This is a genomic window from Pseudomonas sp. GW821-FHT07G10, from assembly GCF_059418545.1.
On sequence record NZ_JBWKQB010000011.1, the window covers coordinates 84,075 to 109,387 of the forward strand.

The following is a 25,313-nucleotide window of genomic DNA, read 5'->3' on the forward strand; positions in this document are numbered from 1 at the left end:
CTTCTCTTTCAACTAATATTTCCTACACCGTCTTTGCGCAGGTAATGGCTGTGGGCCTTTGCGTGCGTGGCGTTGCGGCAGGCGATGACGAACGGCAAATGATCGACGCTTGACAAGGTTTGGTCGTAAACGTATGTTTCAAACAACTGTTTGACCGCCACGACAAACCAACGCGGTCGTTCATTCCCGGTTTCATCAGCAGAGGTTTATCGCTATGCCTGACTACAAGGCCCCCTTGCGTGATATTCGCTTCGTTCGTGACGAACTGCTCGGTTACGAAGCGCACTATCAGAGCCTGCCGGCTTGCCAGGACGCAACGAAGGATATGGTTGACGCCATTCTCGAGGAAGGCGCCAAGTTTTGTGAGCAGGTGTTGGCTCCGCTGAACCGTGTGGGTGACACCGAAGGCTGCACCTGGAGCGAAACCGGCGTTAAGACCCCGACGGGCTTCAAAGAAGCCTACAAGCAATTCGTCGAAGGTGGCTGGCCGAGTCTGGCCCATGACATAGAGCATGGTGGCCAAGGCTTGCCGGAGTCGCTGGGGCTGGCAGTCAGCGAAATGGTTGGCGAAGCCAACTGGTCGTGGGGCATGTACCCAGGCCTGTCCCATGGCGCGATGAACACCATTTCCGAACACGGTACACCTGAGCAACAAGAGGCTTACCTGACCAAGCTGGTCTCCGGCGAATGGACCGGCACCATGTGCCTGACCGAACCGCACTGCGGCACTGACCTGGGCATGTTGCGCACCAAGGCCGAACCTCAGGCTGACGGTTCCTACAAAGTCACCGGCACCAAGATCTTCATCTCGGCCGGTGAGCACGACATGGCCGACAATATCGTCCACATCGTTCTGGCACGTCTGCCGGATGCACCGGCCGGCACCAAAGGTATTTCCCTGTTCATCGTTCCCAAGTTCCTGCCAAACGCTGACGGTTCGGTCGGTTCGCGCAACGCTGTGACCTGCGGTTCCCTGGAACACAAGATGGGTATCCACGGTAACGCGACGTGCGTGATGAACTTCGACGCGGCCACCGGTTTCCTGATCGGCCCGGCGAACAAAGGCCTGAACTGCATGTTCACCTTTATGAACACCGCGCGTCTGGGCACTGCTCTGCAAGGTCTGGCTCACGCCGAGATCGGTTTCCAGGGCGGCCTGAAGTACGCTCGCGATCGCCTGCAAATGCGTTCCCTGACTGGCCCGAAAGCGCCGGACAAAGCCGCTGACCCGATCATCGTGCACCCTGACGTACGCCGCATGCTGTTGACCATGAAGGCCTTCGCCGAAGGCAACCGTGCAATGGTGTACTTCACTGCCAAACAGGTCGACATCGTCAAGTACGGTGTGGACGAGGAAGAGAAGAAGAAAGCCGACGCTTTGCTGGCCTTCATGACTCCTATCGCCAAAGCCTTCATGACTGAAGTGGGCTTTGAATCCGCCAACCATGGCGTGCAAATCTACGGCGGCCACGGCTTCATCGCCGAGTGGGGCATGGAGCAGAACGTTCGCGACAGCCGTATTTCCATGCTGTACGAAGGCACCACCGGTATTCAGGCGCTGGACCTGCTGGGCCGTAAAGTGTTGATGACTCAAGGCGAGGCTCTGAAGGGTTTCACCAGGATCGTCCACAAGTTCTGCCAGACCAACGAAGGCAACGAAGCGCTCAAAGAGTTTGTCGAGCCTCTGGCTGCGCTGAACAAAGAGTGGGGCGAGCTGACCATGAAGGTCGGTATGGCTGCCATGAAAGATCGCGAAGAAGTCGGTGCCGCTTCGGTGGATTACCTGATGTACTCCGGTTATGCCTGCCTGGCTTACTTCTGGGCTGACATGGCGCGTCTGGCGGCTGAAAAACTGGCTGCCGGCACCACCGAAGAGGCGTTCTACACCGCCAAGCTGCAGACTGCGCGCTTCTACTTCCAGCGCATCCTGCCGCGTACCCGCACTCACGTAGCAACCATGCTGTCGGGTGCCAACAACCTGATGGGCATGAAAGAAGAAGACTTCGGTCTGGGTTACTAAGCCCTGACGCAGTCCTTCAAAAGCCGCGGCTCCTCCGGGAGCCGCGGTTTTTTTTGAATGAAAAAAGCCCGGACCTTGCATCCGGGCTTGTAAGGCTTTGCTCCTGAGTTGTTAGACCATGCTCACCACGGGGTAGGCTCCAGCGGGCCGACGCCAGTCGGGGTGCTTGCACCTTCCCCATTGCGCAGGAACGGCAGGTGCCAGAAGTCGTTCGGGACGATGGGGTCGCCCGGCCTGATGTTTTCCGGGAAGATGAAATCAAACGTCGGCGCCACATACTGTCCCGCAATGAGACCGTTGGCCACTGTTAGCTTACTGGCATTTTGCAAGCAACTGTCCACTGCAGTCTGGCTGGCGGTCGCCGTCGGAACGCAGAGTGAGCGCACCATGACGCGCAGGGTACGAGTCGGCTGGCTGAGGAGCCCAAGCGGCGCCTTGGTCGCCCGAAGCCTCGCACGTTGCGGCTGAGGGCCAACGTTCTGGGTCGTGATGCCACCCGAGGCGCCGAAACAGCTCGTTGTAAGGGCCACAGGGTTGCACTCACCCGTCATCTCAAAAGGTGTCACCCAGCGGTTGGTTTGCGCGCCGGTCGAAGGATCGACGTCTATCAGGTAAATGTCGACCGGAGTCTTGACGTCGGTAGTCAATGCTTCGAGGAAAATCCGATTCGGCGCCTCCTGCGCCGCACCGTTGACAGCCGTCGCCGAGGGGTCGGCGCTGCCGATGCCAAAACCTCCGATAGCCAGGTAGCTGGGCTGCGTACCAGGCTGAGTGTAGATCCCGATGCTGGCCTCTATCGTGTGCGCCGAGATGAAGTCCGGGGCACCCACTGTAGTCGACTTGAACAGCGTGCCAGCGTATTTGATAAAGTCGCCGACTTCGAACGGTGCTTGCTGGGTCGGGTCGGGGTCCGTCGCCGTGCGTGTAGCATCGCTGAAGCTCTTCATGACGTACTGGCTGCAATAGAGCTGGCCCAGGCTCGGCGGGGTAAGCTCTCCGCTTCTAGGGGGAGCTACGCCAGCCTGGCTGAAGTTTCGGCAGTTGTTAGAGCTGGTCGCGGAAACGACCTTTGGCCGGTTTTTCTCTGGGCAGAGTGTGTCGCTCCCACCTGCCGTGCGTGGCACGCACATCGGGTAGCCGGTGGCGGCGTAGATAGTCGGGTTGGCGTCATCGACGGAGAAGCGCGGGTCGGGGCTCTGGGGACGGCCAAAGCGCCCATTCGGATCGTTGATCTGGATGATCGTCGGCTGCAGCGGGTTGCCGCTGTCAACCTGGATGTTGCCAGTGGCGTAGTCGATCTTGGTGATGACGCCGCTGCCGGCGTTGATTGATTGCTGGGAGACAGTTATCAGCCCGGCGATTTGCTTGGTGCCGACGGTATTGCCAACCACATGGATCTCGAACGATGGGTAAGCAGGCGGGACTTTACTGAGGGCCAGCGATCCACCGTTGACGAATTGGGCCCACGTCAGGGTATTGGCCGGCATCTGGATAACAGTGTTGCAAGGGACTGTATACGTAACGCCATTCAGTTGGACCGTACCACCAAAGCGGCCAGGGGCGCTGGTGTTAGGGCAGGCGGCATTGCTGGTGTCCAGGGTCATGTTCTGGATAAAGCCAACGACGTCGAATTGGTGAATCGCATTCTGGTTCGCGAATAGCGGATCAGGGAGCGTGGCCGTTGGGAACTGCGTTGTTGCGCCCGGGGCGGGGGGCGTGGCAGTCCCACCTTTGGCAAGTGCATAACCTCCCCCCCCAAGGACCAGAGCGAAGGCGACCGCACCGGCGATCAGTGTGGGACGAGCGATGATGCCGTTGAATCGTTTGTGAAACGGTGGTGTGGCTAGCGTTTTTGCTTTTTCACGTATGCTCATGGTCCTCTCCAATATCTTGCTGGGCCAGTTGCCGGTCAATCGACTCGCCTACCCGGTGATGCACTAAGGCTGCGCAAAAAATACGGAGCAGAGCAGCGTCGAATTGGGGCTCGCGAGAGACATTTCTCTGAGCCTGGAGCGTGTAAAGCAGTTGTCGTGCCTAATTGCACAATCAGTCGCTAACGCGCGGAAATGCTGGCTGCGGCGCCTTTTTTTTGCACTCCGCACAGACCTGTTCGAAGCGCAGATGTGGGGGGAGATGTCCCCAGACACGGGGAGTGTGGCGCGAAGTTGAGGATGGCGGCAGGCCTGCTGCGCCAGGCCACAACCCAGGCGCACCGCCTCAACCGTCATCCGCAGATCGCTCGTACCGGTACCGAGCAATGCAGTGATTTTTTCTCGCAGTGTTTTTTGTGATTTTGTGTGGGGGAGGGGGAGTACAGGGATTGGCTTGGATAGCCCGTCTGATGCCGCTGGCCGCCGTGAGTTGTCGATTAAGCCTTTCTCGCGGGCTCGAGAGCAGGACAAAGGCGACCGGTAATTCACCCGGCCTGGACGAGTGTTTGCGTCAATGGTTAAAGCGCAAACATACACGCGCCATAAAAAACAGTATGAGCGATGTCGTTATCGAAATATTCAATGTGGTAATGGTTAGTTTGACGTCTGCCGATACATTGAATAAGGCAGCGTAAGAATCGGCACTCAATGATCATAGAATAATCAATGCCGATAACCAATGTAGTGCGACCTGCGCGCTCATATGTTCAGGGTGGTTCATGGTGCAAACCAACGGTCCATATCATCACACAAATTGGGCACTTGCTATTTTCCAACTCTCCAACTTTTATAGATGGGGTGAACCCACTCTGCATTTACTCTGCCAGCCGTATGAAAAATATTTAATTTGCCATGAAGGCTCCGTAAACATTGGCTATTGGCTGAGATCCTGCGTGAATAAAGACGCGGATGCTACTGGGGAATTACACCCAATAGTGGGGAATTTCACACCGAAGTTGAGGGGGGTGTAACCGCTCTTTCTGATTGTTGCTGCTCATCTGTGCTCGGTTGTTTTTTTTAAGCTGACAAATGGTCTGTTCGATAAAAAATATTTAAAATTCGACTACTAAAATTTTCCATTGCAGCTAGAGTCCACTTGGACGCCCATCGTGGTGTGACAAAAGAACATTTCAATTCGGCCTAAAACAAGAGAGCACTTTGCCAGTTCGACTACGCCTCACGCCAGCCAACTTCCAATCGGAGTTATAACTTGCGCGAGCAGCAAGATTCCTGGCCAGGAGTTTATCTCGCAACGGGACAACCCCATATTGAACGAGAGTGTCATCATGATGAAACACTTGAGCATCCATCGAACTATCCGCTTGACCTGCGCGATCGCAGGCGGCCTGGTTGTAGTGAGTCTGCCCTTCAAGAATGCCCTCGCCGCTACAGCACCAGTGATCGCTGCTCCACCGCTTGTGGATGTACTACCCACCCTGCAGCCGCTGAGCGGTATCACACCGCCCGACCCCTCGGGAACCGAAGACGGATTCGAAGTCACTCTGATGGGCGACTACGTGCAAAATCGCACAGCGGCGATCCAATTGGGCAAGGCCCTTTTCTGGGACATGGAGGTCGGCAGCGATGGCTCCACCGCTTGCGCGACTTGCCACTTTCACGCCGGGGCCGATCACCGGATCACCAACCAGATCAACCCCGGCCAGAGAAACACCAATGCGAACGTCGCGTCGCTCTTCAACAAACCATTCGCAGCGTCCGACATCCCCGGCGACGTGGCCTCATACACGACCAGATCCGGTGGCAAGGGCGGCCCGAACTACACGCTCAAGAAAACCGACTTTCCGACCCATGTGCTGGCTAATCCGCTCGATCGCAATTCACCGATCCTCTACTCGACCGACGATGTGATCGGCTCACAAGGCGTGTTCGACGCCAACTTCGTCAAGCCGCGTCAATCGCGTTTCGACGATTGCAAGCGGCAGCCGGACGGTATCTTCCAGGTCAATGGCATCAATGTCCGTCGTAGTACAGGGCGCAACGCACCTACGGTAATCAACGCCGCCTTCAACGTGCGCAATTTCTGGGATGGCCGGGCCAATAACGTCTTCAATGGCTTCTCGCCGTTCGGCAATCGCGATCCCGATGCCGCCATCTTCGTTACCAGAGACAGCAGCGGGGTTGCGGCCAAGGTGCGGCTAGCACTCAAGGATGCCTCTGCCGCCTCGCAGGCCGTGGGACCTCCCGGCAGCCCAGTCGAAATGTCCTGCGGCGGGCGCACCTTCGCGGACATCGGCCGACGCATGCTCGACAATCTGATACTCAAGCAGCAGCAGATCTCATTAACCGATTCGGTATTGGCCCCCATTGTCGGCCGCCGACCTTCCTATCGTGAACTGGTCCAGAAGGCCTTCCGGCCACGGCTGTGGAACGCGACGCAGCAGGTTTCGCTGGGTGGCGCGCCGTATAGCCAGATGGAGGCCAACTTCCCGCTCTTCTTCGGGCTCGCGATCCAGATGTACGAATCCACCCTGGTCTCGGATCATACGCCGCTGGATGCCTATTTGCTGGGTGATAGTCAGGCATTGAATGCCCAGCAAGTCGAGGGTATGAATCTTTTCACTGGCAAGGGCAGGTGCATCAATTGCCACGGCGGGCCGGAATTGACCGGCGCAGCCACCCGTTTGCACCTCACGCCCCTTGCGCTCGTCGAACGTATGGTGATGGCTGACGGCCTGACTACGCTCTATGACAACTCCTTCTACAACATCGGTGTGCGCCCGACCTCGGAGGACGTGGGGGTCGGCGATAAGGATCCATGGGGTAACCCGCTGTCATTCACTCGCGAATACAACACCATGCTGCAAGGCGGCCAGGTGCCTGACCCTTTTACTGTCGACGTGTGCTTGTTCGCAGTGCCATTGAGCTCGGCGATACCCTGTGACCCGACGCTCACGCCCAAAGTCGGCTTCCGCGATGCCGTCGATGGCGCCTTCAAGGTGCCGACGCTGCGCAACATCGCTTTGACCGGGCCGTATTTCCACAATGGCAGCCGGGCGACCCTGCAACAGGTCGTAGAGTTCTACAACCGCGGCGGTGATCGGCGTGGCCAGGATGCGAACAACAGCAGTGGATTCGATAATCCCGGCGCGAATCAGCACAACACCTCGAACCTCGATCCGGATATTGCCCCTATAAACTTCACCCCCGCGGAAATGGACGCACTGGTCAAGTTCCTGGAGGTCGGGTTGACCGATCCGCGGGTCGCCTGGGAGCAAGCGCCATTCGATCATCCGTCGCTTGTGATTCCGCAAGGCGAGTTGGGTGACGAAAACTCCGTGGTGGGACGGCCGATTAATCCCAAGATTACGAGCTCGCAGGCGGTAGATGCGCGGTTGTCGCTCAAAGCCGTCGGTGCAAAAGGTCGCACCATCAAAGAGGGGCCTTTGCAGCCGTTCAACAACGACCTTTGATCTGGATGACCTCCGTGCTGCTGGATCTCACGTCGTGCAGGTCTGCGGGCAGAGCTACCGGCTCAAGGACGAGCTGAAATCGGGTCAGGTGGTACCTCGGGAAACCGGCGTTTCAGGGAGACTTGCCCGCGATGAAAGACCATGCGGTCCATCTGCAGGACCGCAGCGTCTGTTTCGCGGGCAAGTCGGATCGCTGCACCGCTCGCTCCTGCAGGACTCAGCAGCACCGACTTAATCGCAAAAAATTCCCGACTAAAACGCTAAGTAGAACGCTTTTGCTGCCGTTAAAGGGTGTGCAGTGTGATGCGCGTCACTCTGCGTGTGCTTAATTGCGAGAAATGCAGGCACAATGCCATCTATTGATTTGCCGGGTCGGAGTTTTACCCTTGCCGCGTTCCAGCGCTGTACGTTTCAGTCATTTTTTGCCCTCATTACTGCTATTGCTCGCGGGGCTTGCGGCTGCCTACGTCAAGGATCTCAACGTCTTCTTCACCTCGTTGTTCAACGTGCTGCCGACCTTGGTACTGTTGCTTGGCGGTTCTTACTGCGCGGTTTATCGACGTCAGCGTGAACTGTTTCTGATGGTCACGGTGTACACCGCCTATTTTCTGCTCGACACCCAGACCGACTATTACCGCGACAACGGAAAAGTCCGTGAAGACGCTGCGGTAGTGTTCCATCTGTGTTGCCTGCTGCTGCCTTTGCTGTATGGATTGTTCGCCGCCTGGCAGGAGCGCACTCATTTGTTTCAGGACATGGTGGCGCGCTTCGCCGTGTTGCTGGTGTTTGGCAGTGTCGCGCTGAGCCTTGAGCAAAGTTTTCCGCAAGCGCTGCTGGCCTGGTTGGCGGAGATCCGCTGGCCAGCGTTGCATGGCAGCTGGATGAGTCTGATCCAGTTGTCTTACCCGGTGTTCTTCGCCTCGTTCCTGCTGCTGGCCGTGCAGTACTGGTGCAACCCAAGGCCGTTGCATGCGGCGCAGTTGGTGGGTTTGCTCGGGCTGTTCTGGATGTTGCCAAAGACCTTCATTTTGCCGTTCACCCTGAACATCATGTGCAGCCAGGTGATGTTGATGATCGCTGCGGCGGTTGCTCACGAAGCCTATCAAATGGCCTTCCGCGACGAGCTGACCGGCCTGCCCGGACGCCGCGCCCTGAACGAACGCTTGCAGCGCCTGGGCCGCAACTATGTGTTGGCGATGGGTGACGTCGATCATTTCAAGAAATTCAACGACACCCACGGCCACGACGTCGGCGACCAGGTGCTGCGTCTGGTGGCCAGCAAACTGTCGAAAATCAGCGGCGGTGGACGTGCCTATCGCTACGGTGGTGAAGAGTTCGCTCTGGTGTTTGCCGGCAAGACCCTGGAAGAGTGCATGCCGCACCTTGAAGTCATCCGCGAATCGATTGCTACCTACGACATCCATTTGCGCAACCAGGACAGCCGCCCACAGGACGATCAGCAGGGGCGACAGCGCCGGGCCGGCGCCTCGGCCTCCAGCGTTTCGGTAACGGTCAGCATCGGGGTGGCCGAGCGGATCGAGCAACGAACCCCGGAAGAAGTGCTCAAATCGGCGGATCAGGCGCTGTACAGTGCCAAGGGTGCCGGGCGTAACTGCGTCATGGCATTCGGTCAAAACCGCCGTGGCGCAGTGCGTATGGACGCCGCAGCGGGTTGAGTGTCGGCGCCGCGAGACTTTCCCGCGAAACATACGCACCTACACTGAGAATCTATAGCCTGGTCTTGATGACTAAACTTTACAAAATAGTCACTAGCTGACCCTATGTGTCTTAAAAGTTGTTCGGTTACACTCGGGATCTAGCGTAAAACCGATCCTACGAATCACTTGTCAAGTTCTCACGAGGTTTGCCATGGCTGACTACAAAGCGCCCCTGCGCGATATGCGCTTCGTCCTCAATGAAGTTTTCGAGGTCGCCAAACTCTGGGCCGAACTGCCTGCTCTGGCTGACACAGTCGATGCTGAAACCGTCGAGGCGATTCTCGAAGAAGCCGGCAAAGTCACCAGCAAAAGCATCGCGCCGCTGAGCCGTAACGCTGACGAAGAAGGCTGCCGTTGGAGCGACGGTGTGGTCACCACGCCGCAAGGTTTCCCACAGGCATATCAGACCTACGCTGAAGGTGGCTGGGTGGGTGTCGGTGGCGATCCTGCTTTCGGCGGCATGGGCATGCCTAAGGCGGTCTCGGCCCAGGTCGAAGAGATGATCAACTCGTCCAGCCTGGCCTTCGGTTTGTATCCGATGCTGACCTCTGGCGCCTGTGTGTCGATCAACACCCATGCCAGCGAAGAGCTCAAAGCTACGTACCTGCCAAACATGTACGCCGGCGTCTGGGCGGGCTCCATGTGCCTGACCGAACCTCATGCCGGGACCGATCTGGGGATCATCCGCACCAAGGCTGAGCCGCAGACCGACGGTTCCTACAAGGTCAGCGGAACCAAGATCTTCATTACCGGCGGTGAGCACGACCTGACCGAAAACATCATCCATCTGGTGCTGGCCAAACTGCCGGACGCACCGGCCGGGCCTAAAGGTATCTCGCTGTTCCTGGTGCCGAAATTCATGGTCAATGCCGATGGCAGCCTGGGTGAACGTAACCCGGTGACCTGCGGTTCGATCGAACACAAGATGGGCATCCAGGCTTCCGCCACCTGCGTGATGAACTTCGATGAGGCGGTGGGTTACATCGTCGGCGAGCCGAACAAAGGCCTCGCGGCGATGTTCACCATGATGAACTACGAACGTCTGGGCGTCGGCATTCAAGGCCTGGCGTCTGGCGAGCGCTCTTACCAGAACGCGGTCGAGTACGCCCGTGATCGGCTGCAAAGCCGTTCGCCAACCGGTCCACAAGCCAAGGACAAAGTCGCTGATCCGATCATCGTCCACCCTGACGTGCGTCGCATGTTGCTGACCATGAAAGCCTCGAATGAAGGCGGCCGTGCGTTCTCCACTTACGTGGCGATGCAACTGGACACCGCCAAGTTCAGCGAAGACGCCGCTACCCGTAAGCGCGCTGATGATCTGGTGGCCTTGCTGACGCCGGTCGCCAAGGCATTCCTCACCGACCTGGGGCTGGAAACCACCGTTCATGGCCAGCAGATCTTCGGCGGCCATGGCTATATCCGCGAGTGGGGCCAGGAGCAATTGGTTCGTGACGTGCGCATTACCCAGATTTATGAAGGTACCAACGGTATTCAGGCGCTGGACCTGGTGGGTCGCAAGATCGTCGGTAGTGGCGGGGCGTTCTATAAACTGTTCGCCGACGAGATTCGTCATTTCACTGCGACCGCCAGTGCCGACCTGGCCGAGTTCAGCAAACCGTTGAATGATGCCGTCGATACCCTCGACGAGCTGACGGCCTGGCTGCTGGACCGTGCGAAGAACAATCCAAACGAGATTGGCGCCGCGTCGGTCGAGTATCTGCAGGCATTCGGCTACATGGCCTACGCCTACATGTGGGCATTGATGGCCAAGGCGGCATTTGGAAAGGAAGCGCAGGATGACTTCTACGCCAGCAAACTGGGCACGGCACGTTTCTACTTCGCCCGCCTGTTGCCGCGGATTCACTCGCTGAGCGCCTCGGTCAAGGCGGGCAGTGAATCGCTGTTTCTGCTGGATGCAGCGCAGTTCTGAAGAATGTTACCTAATGTAAGCATTCTCTTACATTACGTACTGTCGTTCTCCCATAGCCTCAGATTGGATCCACAGCTAATCTACTTCACATGGACGTCGCGCAGGAAGCGCAAAGCAACAACACGGACACGTAGGATTCTGCCAGGATGGCGGAGTGAAATGGATGTCAGGGAAACAGTCTGCAAAGCCCCGCTTCGGCGGGGTTTTCTTTTTGTGGCGAGAAAAGTTGTTGTGGCAAGGAACCTGCTTTCAGCCCAGCACATCCAGTGTTGCCGGGCTCGCTATCCGTCCGTCCGGGCCATTCATCACCTCTTCCAGCAAAGTGCGCAGAAGTTCGAGCGTGGCTTGCTGACGTTGTACATCGCGACACACCAGACCGACCTTCAGCGGTACCCGCGGCTCACTCAACGGTTTCCATAGCAACGCCTTGTTGCTGTGTTCCTGCCGGGAGCGGCCGGGCAATACGGTGGCCAGTTTTGTGTGGGGCAGGCTGTCGAGAATCCCGGCCATATTGTTCAGTTCTGCCTGCACCTGCGGGCGTCGTCCGAGATTGGCCAATTGCGCCTGCCAGATCTGTCGCACCTGGAACTCCTCTCCCAGCAATAACATTGGTAATTCTGCAGCCTGGCTCATTGAGACCTTCTTGAATTCGCGCAGCGGATGCTCGGCCGGGATGACAAGGGTCAACTCATCCTCATACAACAGCACACCCTGCAGCCCCGGTTGGCGCGGCGGTAGATAGCTGATGCCAATGTCCAGTGAACCGTTAAGCAGCCGTTTTTCGATTTCAAGTCCCGTCAGCTCATAGATCTGCACCACCAGGTGCGGTTGCGCTTTGCGCACCCGCTCCAGCATTTGTGGCACCAGGCTGGTGTGTACGGTCTGCAGTACGCCGATGGCCAGCGTTCGCAGCGCCTGCCCCTTGAAGTTGCGCAGCGCCTCACGGGCCCGCTGCATGCCATCGAGTAAGGGCAGGGCGTGGTTATACAAGGTGTGGGCGGCCAGGGTCGGCAACAGGCGTTTGCTGCTGCGTTCGAACAGGCTGACGTCGAGGTTCTGTTCCAGTTGGCGAATCTGTTGCGAGAGCGCCGGCTGGGAGATTGACAAGCGCTCTGCGGCCCGTCCCACATGGCCTTCTTCATACACCGCGACGAAATAACGCAGTTGTTTGAAATCCATAAGTAATTCTTATCGAAGAAGCTGGAAAATCGAAATGGCCCATGGCCGTTCAGAAGCCTAGTCTAACCGCCTTCTCAAGGCTTACAGGGCCATAGAGCGCGATGAATACCGTTTACGTTGATGGTGTTTACATAGGCAAGGCAAAAAACCTCGGGCAAGGTTTGATCAGCGATACGGATAAGCACCGGGTTGAAAATCGACTCTGGCTGTGGCCGCAAGGCCTGGGCAGCGATGAGCACGGCGATCCGCGTTTTCACACAGGTCCAGAACGCGCTCTGCATCATTACCCGGCCGAGCACTATGTCTATTGGCGCAAACGTTATCCACAGATCGGTTGGTGTGCACCGGCGTTCGGCGAAAACCTCTCGACCCATGGTTTGACGGAGGAGCAGGTGTGTCTGGGCGACATGTTCCGCTGGGGCGGCTCTTTGCTGCAGATCAGCCAGCCGCGTTCGCCGTGTTATCGCCTGAGCCATCGCTGGGGGTTGCAGTCTCTGCCGCAACAGGCGCAGGACGCAGGTCGTTGCGGCTGGTTCTATCGAGTGCTCAAGCCTGGTTTCGTCAGTGCCGATCAGCCATTCGAGCTGATCCAGCGCAGCTACCCCGGGCTGACCGTGGCCTGGGCCTTACGCTGTTTTTATCAGGAGCCTCTGGAGCATGCAGGTTTGAAGAAACTGGTGGATTGCCCGGCGCTGTCCTCACGCTGGCGCGATATTGCGATCAAGCGCATGCGCACCGGCCGGGTCGAAGACTGGTCTTCACGTTTGCTCGGCCTACCGCTTGAGGGGCTGCGTGCATGAGTCTGTTCAACCTGCGTCGCAATTCCCCAAGCCTTGATGATTTAACGGCGGATCGGTGTTGGTCATCCCGGGGCGATAACCTTTCCAGCGAGTGCCTGATGCCCAGTGTCGAACGACCCCGGCAGATTTTTGTTCGTGGCCAGGGTTCCTGGCTGTGGGACAGCGCAGACCGCGCGTATCTGGATTTCACTCAAGCTGGTGCGGTCAACAGTCTTGGTCACAGCCCTTCGGTGTTAGTGAATGCCATTGCCTCTCAGGCCCAGGCGCTGATCAATCCGGGTGCCGGTCTGCACCATCGCGCTCAGCTCAATTTGGCCCCTCTCTGACTCCCGAACCGTCTCGCGGTATAACGCGTCGCCTCATGCCTGATTCTTTTGGTATGGGGCGTTTTTTTTGTCTCCGCGCTTTGCGAAACACCACCTCGTGCTTGAGCGATCGTTAGAACAATGGCTTTTTAACGGAATCGGCATGGACGGCTGCTGCCACTGCGAAAAGTTTCCACGGTGGCTGACATTGGAGATATATACCACTGAGTGGTATGTTTGTGAAAAGGATGTCTATGATGTTCAGGTTATTCAAGACCAAACGCTTTGCGACTCAAGCCAGCAAAGCGTTGATTTGCGATGCAGCCCTGATTGCTGCATTCAGCGAAATGCTCAGCGGACAGGCTGACAATCTCGGCGGCGGAGTGTGGAAGAAACGCTTGGACGCAAATCGCCACCGCTCGATTGTCTTGGCTAAGGGTGGTTGTTACTGGACTTTCAGTTTTTGTTTGCCAAGCAGAACCAAAGCAACATCAGCAGGTCGGAGCTGGTTGCTTTCCGGGAGTTGGCCAAGGCCTATGAGGGCCTGAGTGACAGGCAAGTCCAGCAGTTGTTGGACATGAAAGAGTTTGTGGAGATAAACCATGAGTAGGAAATTCAAGAGTGAAGCACTTGAGTCGATCCATGATTCGGCCAGTGCTCTGCTTTCGGCCCGGGCTATCAGCAAGACCACCATGCGCCAATTCGATGAATCATGCCTGGCGACTGTGCCTGCTGAAATTCCAGCGGAGCAAATCAAACAATTGCGCGAGCGCAGCAATGTCAGCCAGCCAGTGTTCGCGCGCTATCTGAATACCAGCGCCTCCACCGTCAAACAGTGGGAGTCGGGTGACAAGCACCCTAGTGGCATGGCGCTCAAACTACTGAGTATCGTGCAGAAGTACGGTATCGAAATACTCGCTTGATGCGGCGCGTTCGGACGATCTTTTCGGGACGCCTGGGTCGCATCGACGGATTACAAATCCATCAGCTCCATCACCCGCTGATAAAACAACCACTCCTGCTCTAGCGCATGGGCCAGATTGCTGGCCTTGCGAAAGCCATGACGTTCATCGGGGTAGTAATGCGCTTCGGCCGGGAGGCCGTTGTCCTCTAAGGCCTTGATCATGTCGCGGGTCTGTTGCGGCACGACCACTGCGTCGAGCTCACCCTGGAAGAAAATCACCGGCACGCGGATATTGCCTGCGTGCAGGAGTGGACTCCGGGCGTTGTAACGTTCGGCGTCCTGTTCGGGGTCGCCGATCAGCCAGTCGAGGTAATCACCCTCGAATTTGTGGGTGGTGCGGACCAGGGCGGTCGGATCGCTGACGCCGTACAGACTGGCGCCGGCAAGAAATACATTCTGAAACGCCAGTGCACACAGGGTGGTGTAACCGCCAGCACTGCCACCGCGAATGAAGGCTTTTTCGCCGTCGATCAACCCTTGTCCAGCGAGGTAGGCGACGACCGAACAAGCGTCCTCGACATCCACTGCGCCCCAACTCAAATGCAACGCCTGTCGATAGGCGCGACCGTAGCCGGTGCTGCCGCGATAGTTGAGGTCGGCGATGGCAAAGCCCCGTTGCACCCAATACTGGATGCGTGGATCGAGCATCGGATAGCAGGCGGAGGTTGGGCCCCCATGGATAAACACCACCAGAGGCGGTTTAGTGGCGCCGTTCATGGCGGGGTAGAAAAAACCATGGGCTTCACCCTTGCCACTTGGGTAGCGCAAGGTTCGCGGACAGCTGATCTGGTCGGCGGGCAACGGCGCAACGCCGCCAGCCAACACCTCGACTCGATGAGTGTCGCGGTTGATGGCGACCACCGCGGATGGGCTGACTGGCGACGCAGCGATGCAGTAAATAAACTGTTCATCCAGCGCCAGATTGCGAAAGCGGCTGTAGTCGCCGGTGAAATCCTGTAGCGAACCATCGCCTTGGCACAGTCCGAGTCGGCCAAAACCATTCTCGGTCCAGCTCGCCAGATAGGCACCTTCACCCAGCGGCAGCCATGTGCTGCTACCCAGTTGCCAAGGCGCGGGTGCGTGATCCGCTTCAGCGCTGGAGAGCGGGTTCAAGCCTGATTCGGATTCGATCCATGGCTGCCAGAAACCGCCGCGATCGGTCAGGCAATACAGGCGATTGGCCTCATCAAAGCGAGGTTGTTGCAGGGATTCTTCAGTGCCATCACCGGCTACACAGCGCGGCGCGCTCCAACTGCTGTCGGCCTGACGCTCGGCGACCATCAATCGCGTAGAGGTCCACGGCTGGTGCGGGCGACTCCATTCGATCCACGCCAGTCGCTGACCGTTTGGGCTCAGGGTCGGCGCGGCATAGAAGTCGGCGCCTTCAACCAGTAACCGGCGTTGTCCATTGGCGACATCGATAGCGATCAGTCGGTGTTGATTGTGGTTTTCCTCGACGGCCAGAACCTGCCCGTCAGCGAACTGCAAATCGCCGTAGCGGCACTCGCCCTGGGTCAACGCCTGGGGCGTCTCACCTTGCAGCGATTGCCGATAAAGCTGTTGATCCGCTTCGTTGACGAACACCAGCCCGTCAGCGCTCAGGCAGAACGAACTGCCGCCATATTCATAGACTCGACTGCGTACGCTGAACCCCGACGGCGTCAGGCAGCTGGTCTGGCCGTCGCGCCGGTACCAGATTCGGCAGGTAGCGTCTTCGGGGCGGTATTCATTCCAGAACAGGCCGTGCGGGCCGACGCGCAATTCAGCGAAGTCGATACCGGCAGCAACGGCTTCGGCGGCGCTGATGGGTTCAACCTTTAATGATGAGGTGTGAGTTTCGTTCATTGCGAAAGGCCAGTTGTTCGATGGTCTGGGTAGCGTGTTCGGCTTCTTCGCGGGCCTGAAGGATCACGCCGTGATGTTCTGACTTGCTGCACACCGGGTCAGCGTTGCTGGCGTCACCCGTGAGCATGAATGCCTGGCAGCGGCAGCCGCCGAAGTCCTTTTCCTTTTCATCGCAGGAGCGGCACGGCTCGGGCATCCAGTCGTAGCCGCGAAAGCGGTTGAAGCCGAACGAGTCGTACCAGATGTGCTGCATGCTGTGGTCGCGCACATTCGGGAACTGCACCGGCATCTGTCGTGCGCCGTGGCACGGCAGGGCGGTGCCGTCCGGGGTCACGGTGAGAAAGAGGCTGCCCCAGCCGTTCATGCAGGCTTTGGGGCGTTCTTCGTAGTAGTCCGGGGTGACGAAAATCAGCTTGCAGGGATGCCCTTCGGCTTCCAGTCTGGCGCGGTACTCATTGGTGATGCGCTCGGCACGAACCAGTTGCTCTTTGGTCGGTAACAGGCCGACGCGGTTGAGCTGCGCCCAGCCGTAGAACTGGCAGGTGGCGAGCTCGACAAAGTCCGCTTCCAGCGCGATGCACAGTTCAATGATGCGGTCGATTTTGTCGATGTTGTGCCGATGGGTGACGAAGTTCAGCACCATCGGATAGCCGTGGGCTTTCACCGCACGGGCCATTTCGAGTTTTTGCGCGAAGGCTTTTTTCGAGCCGGCCAGCAGGTTGTTCACCTGCTCGTCGCTGGCCTGGAAGCTGATCTGGATATGGTCCAGCCCGGCCTTCTTGAAGTCGCTGATTTTCTGCTCGGTGAGGCCGATGCCCGAGGTGATCAGGTTGGTGTAGAAACCGAGTTTACGGGCTTCACCGATCAGCTCGGCCAGGTCCTGACGCACCAGCGGTTCGCCACCGGAAAAGCCCAACTGCGCGGCGCCCATTTCCCGTGCTTCGCGGAATACCTTGATCCACTGTTCGGTACTCAGCTCCTTGCCTTGCTCGGCGAAATCCAGCGGGTTTGAGCAGTAGGGGCATTGCAGCGGGCAGCGGTACGTCAGCTCGGCCAGCAGCCACAATGGCAGGCCGATCTCAGGCCTGGGCGGTAGCGGCTGAGCCTGCTCAGGCGAGTTCGATCCAGTGCTTGGCACGGGCGACCTCCATGAATTGTTCGATGTCGTCACCGAGCTCGGGTACGCCGGGGAACCGGGCGTCCAGTTCGGCAATAATTGCCGCGACATCGCGCCCACCGTCGATCAGGCCGCCTATCAGCGCGGCACTCTCGTTGAGTTTGATCATACCTTCGGGGTACAGCAGCACGTGGCCCTTTTGCGCTGGTTCGTACTGGTAACGGTAGCCGGTCCGCCAGCTCGGGATCTTGCCGCGATCGAAGCTCATAGGGTTATTCCCTTATGCCAGACCCGTTGCCCGGTCACGCTGTGATAAGGCGGGCGGTTCAGTTCGTAGGCCATGCTCATGGCATCGAGCATGCTCCAAAGGATGTCCAGTTTGAACTGGAGAATTTCCAGCATGCGCTCCTGGCCTTCCCGAGTAGTGTAGTGCTGCAGAGTGATCGCCATACCATGTTCTACATCACGTCGAGCCTGGCCCAGGCGAGTGCGGAAATACTCATAACCGGCCGGGTCGATCCACGGGTAGTGCTGCGGCCAACTGTCGAGTCGCGACTGGTGGATTTGCGGGGCGAACAGTTCAGTCAGCGAGCTGCTGGCAGCTTCCTGCCAACGGGCCCGGCGGGCGAAGTTGACGTAGGCGTCCACGGCAAAGCGCACGCCGGGCAAGACCAGTTCCTGGGAGCGTAGCTGATCCGGGTCCAGACCGACGGCTTGGCCGAGACGTAGCCAGGCTTCGATGCCGCCCTCTTCACCGGGCGCGCCGTCGTGGTCGAGCAGACGCTGAATCCATTCGCGGCGCACTTCCCGATCCGGGCAGTTGGCCAGGATCGCGGCGTCCTTGAGCGGGATGTTCACCTGATAGTAAAAGCGATTGGCGACCCAACCCTGGATCTGCTCGCGGGTCGCCCGGCCTTCATACATCGCCACATGGTAGGGGTGATAAATGTGGTAGTAGGCGCCCTTGGCGCGTAGCGCCTGTTCGAATTCGGCGGGGGACAGCGGTGTGTCAGGCATTTCGGTTCTCCAGCGGAACAACCGTGAATTTTTATGTCGTCTGGTCGGGCGCCATCGCGAGCAAGCTCGCTCCCACAGGGAATTGCGGTCACTGGAGGTGCGAGGCTTGCCCGCGATTGATCGTGAGACGATCCCTGTTACAGCTCAATACTCATTCCGTCGTAAGCCACCTCGACATTTCGTCGTACAAGTTCGGCACGTTCGGCCGAGTCTTCATCGAGTATCGGGTTGGTGTTGTTGATGTGGATAAGCACTTTGCGCTGCTTGGGCAACCGCTCCAGCACGTCCAGCATGCCGCCGGGGCCGTTCTGTGCCAGATGTCCCATTTCCCGACCGGTTCGGGTGCCGACGCCACGACGCTGCATTTCGTCGTCATCCCACATCGTGCCGTCCACCAGCAGGCAGTCGCTGCCAGCCATGATTTCCAGCAGCGGTGCGTCGACCTTGCCCAGGCCAGGGGCGTAGAACAGCTTGCCGCCGGTGTGCAGGTCTTCGACGATCAGCCCGATGTTGTCGCCGGGGTGCGGGTCGAAGCGATGCGGCGAATAGGGCGGCGCGGCACTGCGTAGTGGCAGGGGGGTGAAGCGCAGGTTCGGACAGGCCGGGATGGGGAATGTGCCGTCGAGCTCGATACGATTCCAGCTCAGCCCGCCGTTCCAGTGAGTGAGCATGGTGAACAGCGGGAAGCCGGTGCTCAGGTCTTCATGGACCATGTCGGTGCACCAGACCTGATGCGGGCAGCCTTCGCGCAGGCTGAGCAGGCCGGTGGTGTGATCGATCTGGCTGTCCATCAGGATGATCGCGCTGATCCCGGTATCGCGCAGGGTGCGGCCCGGTTGCATCGGGGCGAAACTCTGCAACTGTGCGCGGATGTCCGGCGAGGCGTTGCACAGCACCCAGTTCACGCCATCATCGGAGATCGCGATGGATGATTGAGTACGTGCTTCGGCCCTCAGGCTGCCGTCGCGAAAGCCTGCACAGTTCACGCAGTTGCAGTTCCACTGCGGGAAACCGCCGCCGGCAGCGGAACCCAGAATCCGGACAAACATGGCCGCTCCTTCACACAGAAGCTGAACATAAAAACGCCCCGGCTGGCCGAGGCGTTGCACTGCGCTACAAATTAACGGTTTGCGAAATACATGGTGACTTCAAAGCCGATACGCAGGTCGGTGTATGCGGGTTTGGACCAGGACATGGTGTTGCTCCTTCAGGTGGGTGGGACGGTTGACACCTACACATAGAGTCCACCTCCAGTGGGAGATTTCAGATGCTCAGGTGGCTATCTTGGCAAGTTCCAGCTGGTGATTAGCCTCCGCTCTTGAAGCAAGCTTATTGCAGCCCGGTAATGATCATTTTGCCACTTGCCAGGAGTCATCCGGGGACGGCCCGTTGGCTAGACATCTCCAGCCGCCTTCGGCCTGATTCAGTCGGTGAGCGGCGTCCACTACTGTGCCTCGGTCCAGCGTCAAAACAGCCTTTTGCAATGGCTCCAGGTAATCCAGCGGATGGCCGGCCAATCTGCCTTGCCACAGCAGTTCAGCGGCTTGGGCGACGGGCAGGGCGCTGCTGTCCAATTGTGCCGCGAGTGTCTGACGCTGGTGAATGAAAGACGAATCATCAATAGCCAAGATTAGTTCAGGAATCCGCTGAAGGAAGATTTCGATGTGTTCGAGGATGTCGCGCAATGAAGTGCCTGGCGACTGCACGCCGAACACTAGCCCGGTTTGCCCATTGATCTGCCGCACCGCGTTGAAGACCGCATAACCCAGTTGCAACTCCACCCGCAGGCGCTGGTAGAAAGGTGACTGGCAAACCTGCGCGAGTAAACGCCAGGCGGCTTCGTCGGCAATGTTCTGGGTGGGTGTCGGGCAGAACAGCAACAGCGCGTGTTCGCTGGACTCGGTTGGCACCTCACTCCATAGACGCTGTGAGCGAATCGATCGCGCAGGTGATACCTGGTTGTCGGGGATGCCCGGCATTCGGTTCAGTGCGCCACTGATCGCGGTCTGTGTGTGGGCAGGCAAACCTAGTACCAACCCATCCCAGTGAGCGCTCGACCAGAGTTGTTGCAGTTCGGTCACAGTGACTGCCTGCTGCGCTGGTTGCTGGAAATATCCCAGGCAATGCTCGGGCAGTGCTTTTAGCAACTGCCGAATGGGGATCAGCGGGGGAGTCCTGGTTGGCTCGCCATGTTCTTGCCAGAAGTTGGCGTCGGGTTTTGTCAGACGCTGCAACGCCTGTTCGAGAATCGCCGGCATCGGCCCATGAACGCCGGACAGTTTCAGCAGCCATTCATTGCCCTGCGCGCTGAAGGAAAGATCGACACCGGCCTGACGGGCGTCTTCTCGCAAGTCCGACAGGCTGCTTTCGAGCTTCGGCTGAAGGCTGGCCTGCATCGTAGAGTCCAGGCGCCAGCGCAGGTAAACAGCGGCTTCGCCGGTATTGTCTGGCAGTTGCTGGCTGAAAAGCATGCTCGAATTATCACGCCGCCCACGCGAGCGATCCTGGGCAAAGGTCCGCAGGCCGCGGTGAGCGCTGGTTTGCCCGCGAATCAGCCCGGCCCGGGCGGGTGCAGTGACTTGGCGTAGAAAGGGGTTGGGCGGTGGCAGCTGCCAGGCGCCTGCTGGTTTATCTACAGAGGTTGGCTGCATCTGCTTCAAGAGTGCTTTGAGTGCGGCGACACCTTGTTCACTCAAGCCCGGCTCCCATGGCTCTTTGTCCAGACGGGCCAGCTCCAGTGCGCCGCTGACCTGCTGCCTGCGCTGTTGCAGCAAGGCATATTCCTCGCGCAATTGAGGCCAGTCAGCGTTCTCGTTGAAGAAGCTGAGCCAGTCGAAAAACAGCTCATGAATCAACGGATGTTGTTTCGATCCGCTGGCAGTGAGTGTGAATTCAATGTTCAACAACGCTTGCCCGGCGAACTGGTACAGCGGCGCGGTTTTCAGGGTATCGATCAGTTGGCGACCTTGTAACCCGGCGAGCAAACCGCCGGGTTTTGAGGCGTTTAGCCACGTACACAGAAAGTCCAGCGCCTCTGGTGATGAGTCGGGCAGCTGCTCAAAGGCAAACAGCAGGTTCAGACTGTGCTCGCCAGCTTGTTGATAACGGGTGTCGGCGGTCGCCATCAATGCGGGTGGCGCACTCTGCATCACCTTCTGGCCAGTGGCGAGGGTAGCGCTGAACGCCTCCGCCAGGGCCTTCAACTCGCTAACAGGCTGTGGCCCAGCCAGGCTCAGGGTCATTTGACCGGTCTGATAGAAGCGTTGATAGAACTCGCTCAAGGCCTGCTGGAAAGCCGGGTGCGGTACCGGCAGGCTATAGCGATTCCCGGCATGAAAGGCCCGCAGCGGATGGGCCGTAGAGAGGCCATTGAACAGGCTGAACTGCTGTTGCGCCGATACATTCCGAGACCAGGCGATAAATTCAGCGTGCAGCACTTCCCGTTCGTGCAGTTGATCGGCCTGGTGCAGGCGTGGGTGGGCAAGCATGTCGCTCAAACGCTCGACTCCACCTTCAAATGCCTGTGCAGGCAATTCGAAGAAAAAATCCGTGGTGCGCTCGCTGGTGCGCGCATTCACTTGTCCGCCGTGACTTTGCACGTAGGCCATCAATCCTTGGTCTGCGGGAAAACGCGCGGTACCAAGAAATAATAGATGTTCGAGGAAGTGCGCGAGCCCGGGCCAGGCGAGCGGTACGTCGTGGCTGCCAGCGGCAACTCGCAACGCGGCTGCGCAGCGCTTCAAATGTGGTGCGTGACGCAGTGAAACCTGCAGCCCGTTGGCCAGGGTTTCAGAGTGATGATGGGGGTGGTTCAGCGCGGGCATGAGCACTTCCAGAACAGAGAAGCACTCATGCTAGCGGATAACGTCCGATCAGCGCTTGTTCAGGTCGCCATAAAGCTCGGGGCGGCGGTCAAGGAAATAGCGATTGGCAGCGCGGGAGTCGAGCATCAACTGACGATCCAGCGTTCCGGCGATCAGCATTTCATCGAGACCGGCCTGGGCGATGCGAGTGCCATCTGGCGCGGCAATGCTGCTTTGGCCGCAGTAGTGGATGTCACCTTCATCGCCGCAGTAATTGGCGTAGGCCACATAACACTGGTTTTCGAAGGCGCGAGCGCGGACGGTGACGTCGGCAATAAAGTCATACGGCACCATATTCGCAGTCGGCACCAGAATCAGCTCGGCACCAGCCAAGGCCAGGCGGCGGGCGTTTTCCGGGAACTCCAGGTCATAGCAGATCAAAAAGCCGAGTTTCCAGCCGTTCAATTCCACCAATGGAAATTCATCCGGGCCGGCGCTGAACATCGAGTGATCGAGTTCGCCGAACAAGTGCGTCTTGCGGTAGTTGCACAGGCTTTGGCCCTTGGCATCGATCACTTGCACGGCGTTGTAGATCTGACCGTCATCGGCCCGCTCCGGGTAGCCATAGAGAATGGCGATACCCGAAGCCTTGGCGATGCCCGCAATGTGTTGCGCCGAGGCCCCGTCTCGCGCCTCGGCCAGAGCGCCGACCGCCTCGACGCCGATGTTGTAGCCGGTCAGGAACATCTCCGGCAGCACCAGCAAATCAGCGTCCTTGGCTTTCATTGCCAGTTTTTGCAGACGTTGCAGATTACCCGCGACATCCAGCGGTAGCGGCGGGCATTGGTAGAGAGCTACGCGCATATCGGACTCCCGTTACTCGGCCAGTGCGATCGGGCCGATTTCATGGAACACGTCGCCCGGGCCCGGGTTTTGCGCATGAGTTTCGCCGCCGAAGTGTTTCATGATGCCCCACACCGCATTCAGCGACGTCTGTACCGCGCCTTCAACCCACGCCGGCGTCCATGAAACATCGTCGCCTGCGATAAAGATCCCGCGCTGCTCAGCGGGCATGTCTTGCTGCATGAAGTGCGCGTACATACGCTGGTTGTAGCGATAGTGACCCGGCAGTGCACCCTTGAAGGCGCCGAGGAAATGCGGATCGGCTTCCCAGGACACAGTGATCGGATCGCCGATGATGCGCGCCGCGATGTCGACTTTGGGGTAGATCTTCTTCAATGCGTCGAGCGCCAGCTTCACGCGTTTTTCGATCGGTTGCGGAAGCATTTTCAGTGCGTCGCTCATCCACGAGTACGACAGGCAAATAACCCCCGGCTTATCGTCGCCGTTGTCGAACAGGTAGGTGCCACGGGTCAGGCGATCGGTGAGGGTCATGCTCATCAGGTCGCGACCGGTTTGCGGGTCCTTGTCCTTCCAGAATGGCCGGTCGACCATCACGAAGGTTTTCGACGACTGCATGTAGCGCGTGCGGTCCAGTGCCATCCACATTTTCTGTGAGAACAGCGACTCTTCGCACTCGATCTGGGTGGTCAGCAACCAGCTCTGGCAGGTGGTCAGCACCGCAGCGTATTCGCGGGTGTCGCCCCAGTTATCGGTGACGCTGAAGCGGCCATCGGCGGCGCGGGCAATGCGTTTCACCCCGGTACGCGGTGCGCCGCTGTGCAGCGAGCTCAGGCTGGTGCCTTCCGGCCAATGAGCACAACGCTCGGGTGCATGGCGCCAGATGCCCAGCGGCACTTGCTCGACACCACCGACCACCAGGTGCTGGTGGTCATCGCAGTTGGTCATGACCACGCGGAAGATTTCCAGCATCGAGTTGGGGAAGTCCGAATCCCAGCCACCGGTGCCGAAGCCCACCTGGCCGAACACTTCGCGGTGATGGAACGACAACCTGGCGAAGGCTTTGGAGGTGGCGACGAAATCGTAGAACGTGCGGTCATCCCACAGTGGGACCAACGTGTTCCACAACTCTTTGAGACGTGGCACATCGCGGTCGCGGATCGCTTGCTGGATCTCGCCGAAGCGCGAACCTTCCTCCAGTGCATCAGCCCAGGCGTCGGCGACTTCCTGGAACAGCGCCGGCAGGTCGGCGAGTTTTTGTGCGTAGTGGGTCTGGCCTTCGAGGTCGATCACTGTGCTGCCCGAGGCGGGCGTCAGTGGGTTGGGGAAGGGTTTGGTTTCCAGGCCGAGTTTGTCGACATAGTGGTAAAACGCGGTGGACGACACCGGGAAGCGCATGCCGCCCAGTTCGGCGATGATTCCTTCAGCGCCTTCAAAGGCCTGAGAGCGCAAACGGCCACCCATTTTCGAGGCTTCATACACCACGGGTTTCAGGCCCAGCTTCATCAGCTCGTAAGCCGCCACCAGCCCGGCGATCCCGGCACCGACGATCGCCACTTCGGCGCCGTGGTTTTGCACCGGAATGCTACCCAGGCCTGCCGGATGCTCGATCCAGTCATCGAAAGCGAAGGGGAAGTCCGGGCCGAAAATAGTGACCGGTTTTTTACCGTCTGCAGGATGGCGATTTTTCTTGTTCATGGCTGACCTTGCTGTCGACTCGGCGTTGAGCGCTGAGTATAGGAAAAGATGACAGCCATTTTAGGGAGCCTGGAGCACGTTAATAAGACGCAATGTGTCGTCAATCTGGATGCTTATTGAGCAATATGACGAGAATGTTGAGCTAAATGAATGTTTGGCTCAATGTGCGCAGGGGATAGTCGCCGTCCCCAAAGGCTCGGTTAAACCCTTAAACCGGCTGCCCACGATCAATCTTGCTGCTGAGGATGATCGAGGTCGTGGTTTTCTCTACGCCATCGACGCTGCCGATCTGGTCGAGCAACTGGTCGAGCTGTTCCGGCGAATCGGTGCGCAGCCACGCCACGTAATCGAACTCACCGCTGACCGCACACAGTTGCTGGACCTGAGCCATGGCGCTGAGCCGTCGCAGCACTTCCTTGCCGGAGCGCGGTTGCACGGTGATCCCGACGTACGCTTGCAACCCGCCATCGACCACCCGCTGACCGAGACGTACGCCGTAGCCGGTAATCACCCGAGCCTTTTCCAACCGCGCCAGCCGTGAGGTTACGGTGGTGCGGGCAATGCCCAGCTGCCGGGCGAGCATGGCGACGCTTTCACGGGCGTTGATCTGCAGCGCCGCGATCAATTGGCGGTCGATCTCGTCGAGAACGGGAGGGCGGGTGTCAGGCAAGGTCTTCTCCGGCGGCATGCATCA

18 protein-coding genes and 2 pseudogenes are annotated in these 25,313 nt (G+C 58.6%); 8 read left to right on the top strand and 12 right to left on the bottom strand.

Going from position 1 to position 25,313, the window contains the following annotated elements; genetic code table 11:
• Window positions 1–214: 214 nt before the first annotated feature.
• Window positions 215–2,020 (top strand): phenylacyl-CoA dehydrogenase, encoded by a 1,806-nt coding sequence (locus AC07O1_RS14600; RefSeq protein ID WP_495089161.1) that lies wholly within the window; start codon window positions 215–217, stop codon window positions 2,018–2,020.
• A 122-nt stretch (window positions 2,021–2,142) separates the two neighbouring features.
• On the opposite strand, the gene AC07O1_RS14605 is transcribed toward AC07O1_RS14600, so the two are convergent.
• Entirely contained in the window at window positions 2,143–3,894 is a 1,752-nt protein-coding gene (locus AC07O1_RS14605) for a hypothetical protein (protein WP_495089162.1), read from the bottom strand.
• A 1,343-nt stretch (window positions 3,895–5,237) separates the two neighbouring features.
• Between AC07O1_RS14605 and AC07O1_RS14610 the strand changes: the two genes are divergently transcribed.
• From AC07O1_RS14610 to AC07O1_RS14620, 3 genes are all read left to right on the top strand, one after another.
• Complete coding sequence (locus AC07O1_RS14610) at window positions 5,238–7,382, top strand: cytochrome-c peroxidase (RefSeq protein WP_495089163.1); 2,145 nt, start codon at window positions 5,238–5,240, stop codon at window positions 7,380–7,382.
• A 386-nt stretch (window positions 7,383–7,768) separates the two neighbouring features.
• Window positions 7,769–9,058, top strand: coding sequence for a GGDEF domain-containing protein (locus tag AC07O1_RS14615; protein ID WP_495089164.1), 1,290 nt, complete (start codon window positions 7,769–7,771; stop codon window positions 9,056–9,058).
• Window positions 9,059–9,251: 193 nt separating this feature from the next.
• Window positions 9,252–11,030, top strand: a complete 1,779-nt coding sequence (locus AC07O1_RS14620; protein WP_495011973.1) for an acyl-CoA dehydrogenase C-terminal domain-containing protein — start codon at window positions 9,252–9,254, stop codon at window positions 11,028–11,030.
• A 249-nt stretch (window positions 11,031–11,279) separates the two neighbouring features.
• Here AC07O1_RS14620 and AC07O1_RS14625 read toward each other — a convergent pair whose 3' ends face one another.
• The gene (locus AC07O1_RS14625; RefSeq protein WP_495089165.1) at window positions 11,280–12,209 is read right to left on the bottom strand and encodes a LysR family transcriptional regulator; all 930 of its coding nucleotides are present in this window, start codon (window positions 12,207–12,209) and stop codon (window positions 11,280–11,282) included.
• Between the two features lie 101 nt (window positions 12,210–12,310).
• On the opposite strand from AC07O1_RS14625, the gene AC07O1_RS14630 reads away from it, so the two are divergent.
• The 4 genes and pseudogenes from AC07O1_RS14630 to AC07O1_RS14645 all read left to right on the top strand — a co-directional run bounded on the left by AC07O1_RS14630 (window position 12,311) and on the right by AC07O1_RS14645 (window position 14,237).
• Window positions 12,311–13,009 carry an MOSC domain-containing protein gene (locus tag AC07O1_RS14630; RefSeq protein ID WP_495089166.1) on the top strand — a complete coding sequence of 233 codons (699 nt, stop codon included), beginning with the start codon at window positions 12,311–12,313 and terminating at the stop codon, window positions 13,007–13,009.
• Window positions 13,006–13,326, top strand: a pseudogene (locus AC07O1_RS14635) (aminotransferase class III-fold pyridoxal phosphate-dependent enzyme); the annotation flags it as partial. The gene AC07O1_RS14630 and the pseudogene AC07O1_RS14635, both read left to right, overlap by 4 nt.
• Window positions 13,327–13,568: 242 nt before the next feature.
• Window positions 13,569–13,924 (top strand): annotated as a pseudogene (locus AC07O1_RS14640) (type II toxin-antitoxin system RelE/ParE family toxin).
• Window positions 13,917–14,237, top strand: a complete 321-nt coding sequence (locus AC07O1_RS14645; protein ID WP_495089167.1) for a helix-turn-helix domain-containing protein — start codon at window positions 13,917–13,919, stop codon at window positions 14,235–14,237. Before AC07O1_RS14640 ends, AC07O1_RS14645 begins: the two are co-directional and overlap by 8 nt.
• 50 nt (window positions 14,238–14,287) lie before the next feature.
• Here the strand turns inward: AC07O1_RS14645 and AC07O1_RS14650 are convergent, their stop codons facing one another.
• The 10 genes from AC07O1_RS14650 to AC07O1_RS14695 all read right to left on the bottom strand — a co-directional run bounded on the left by AC07O1_RS14650 (window position 14,288) and on the right by AC07O1_RS14695 (window position 25,289).
• Window positions 14,288–16,123 (bottom strand): S9 family peptidase, encoded by a 1,836-nt coding sequence (locus AC07O1_RS14650; protein WP_495089168.1) that lies wholly within the window; start codon window positions 16,121–16,123, stop codon window positions 14,288–14,290.
• Window positions 16,089–17,261 (bottom strand): pyrroloquinoline quinone biosynthesis protein PqqE, encoded by a 1,173-nt coding sequence (gene pqqE / locus AC07O1_RS14655; RefSeq protein WP_495089169.1) that lies wholly within the window; start codon window positions 17,259–17,261, stop codon window positions 16,089–16,091. Before pqqE ends, AC07O1_RS14650 begins: the two co-directional genes overlap by 35 nt.
• Window positions 17,233–17,508, bottom strand: a complete 276-nt coding sequence (gene pqqD, locus AC07O1_RS14660; protein WP_494990579.1) for a pyrroloquinoline quinone biosynthesis peptide chaperone PqqD — start codon at window positions 17,506–17,508, stop codon at window positions 17,233–17,235. Before pqqD ends, pqqE begins: the two co-directional genes overlap by 29 nt.
• Window positions 17,505–18,257: a pyrroloquinoline-quinone synthase PqqC gene (gene pqqC / locus AC07O1_RS14665; protein ID WP_495022771.1), complete on the bottom strand. Its 753-nt coding sequence runs from the start codon at window positions 18,255–18,257 to the stop codon at window positions 17,505–17,507. The genes pqqD and pqqC overlap by 4 nt, the downstream gene beginning before the upstream one ends.
• Before the next feature lie 137 nt (window positions 18,258–18,394).
• The gene (gene pqqB / locus AC07O1_RS14670) at window positions 18,395–19,306 is read right to left on the bottom strand and encodes a pyrroloquinoline quinone biosynthesis protein PqqB (protein WP_495089170.1); all 912 of its coding nucleotides are present in this window, start codon (window positions 19,304–19,306) and stop codon (window positions 18,395–18,397) included.
• A gap of 71 nt (window positions 19,307–19,377) precedes the next feature.
• Window positions 19,378–19,452, bottom strand: coding sequence for a pyrroloquinoline quinone precursor peptide PqqA (pqqA, locus tag AC07O1_RS14675; protein WP_020295432.1), 75 nt, complete (start codon window positions 19,450–19,452; stop codon window positions 19,378–19,380).
• A 154-nt stretch (window positions 19,453–19,606) separates the two neighbouring features.
• On the bottom strand, window positions 19,607–22,081 hold the full coding sequence (gene pqqF, locus AC07O1_RS14680; RefSeq protein WP_495089171.1) for a pyrroloquinoline quinone biosynthesis protein PqqF: 2,475 nt from the start codon (window positions 22,079–22,081) through the stop codon (window positions 19,607–19,609).
• A 48-nt stretch (window positions 22,082–22,129) separates the two neighbouring features.
• Window positions 22,130–22,924 carry a carbon-nitrogen hydrolase family protein gene (locus AC07O1_RS14685; protein ID WP_494990575.1) on the bottom strand — a complete coding sequence of 265 codons (795 nt, stop codon included), beginning with the start codon at window positions 22,922–22,924 and terminating at the stop codon, window positions 22,130–22,132.
• Between the two features lie 12 nt (window positions 22,925–22,936).
• Complete coding sequence (locus AC07O1_RS14690; RefSeq protein WP_495089172.1) at window positions 22,937–24,619, bottom strand: flavin monoamine oxidase family protein; 1,683 nt, start codon at window positions 24,617–24,619, stop codon at window positions 22,937–22,939.
• Window positions 24,620–24,827: 208 nt separating this feature from the next.
• Window positions 24,828–25,289 carry an Lrp/AsnC family transcriptional regulator gene (locus AC07O1_RS14695; RefSeq protein ID WP_008067391.1) on the bottom strand — a complete coding sequence of 154 codons (462 nt, stop codon included), beginning with the start codon at window positions 25,287–25,289 and terminating at the stop codon, window positions 24,828–24,830.
• Window positions 25,290–25,313 lie beyond the last annotated feature (24 nt).

Coding starts and splice junctions, on each gene's coding strand:
- AC07O1_RS14645 (WP_495089167.1), top strand. CDS start 13,917: ATGAGTAGGAAATTCAAGAGTGAAGCACTTGAGTCGATCCATGATTCG.
- pqqD (WP_494990579.1), bottom strand. CDS start 17,508: ATGAGCTTCGATCGCGGCAAGATCCCGAGCTGGCGGACCGGCTACCGT.
- AC07O1_RS14600 (WP_495089161.1), top strand. CDS start 215: ATGCCTGACTACAAGGCCCCCTTGCGTGATATTCGCTTCGTTCGTGAC.
- AC07O1_RS14685 (WP_494990575.1), bottom strand. CDS start 22,924: ATGCGCGTAGCTCTCTACCAATGCCCGCCGCTACCGCTGGATGTCGCG.
- pqqF (WP_495089171.1), bottom strand. CDS start 22,081: ATGCCCGCGCTGAACCACCCCCATCATCACTCTGAAACCCTGGCCAAC.
- pqqB (WP_495089170.1), bottom strand. CDS start 19,306: ATGTTTGTCCGGATTCTGGGTTCCGCTGCCGGCGGCGGTTTCCCGCAG.
- AC07O1_RS14605 (WP_495089162.1), bottom strand. CDS start 3,894: ATGAGCATACGTGAAAAAGCAAAAACGCTAGCCACACCACCGTTTCAC.
- pqqC (WP_495022771.1), bottom strand. CDS start 18,257: ATGCCTGACACACCGCTGTCCCCCGCCGAATTCGAACAGGCGCTACGC.
- AC07O1_RS14690 (WP_495089172.1), bottom strand. CDS start 24,619: ATGAACAAGAAAAATCGCCATCCTGCAGACGGTAAAAAACCGGTCACT.
- AC07O1_RS14620 (WP_495011973.1), top strand. CDS start 9,252: ATGGCTGACTACAAAGCGCCCCTGCGCGATATGCGCTTCGTCCTCAAT.
- AC07O1_RS14625 (WP_495089165.1), bottom strand. CDS start 12,209: ATGGATTTCAAACAACTGCGTTATTTCGTCGCGGTGTATGAAGAAGGC.
- AC07O1_RS14610 (WP_495089163.1), top strand. CDS start 5,238: ATGATGAAACACTTGAGCATCCATCGAACTATCCGCTTGACCTGCGCG.
- AC07O1_RS14650 (WP_495089168.1), bottom strand. CDS start 16,123: ATGAACGAAACTCACACCTCATCATTAAAGGTTGAACCCATCAGCGCC.
- AC07O1_RS14630 (WP_495089166.1), top strand. CDS start 12,311: ATGAATACCGTTTACGTTGATGGTGTTTACATAGGCAAGGCAAAAAAC.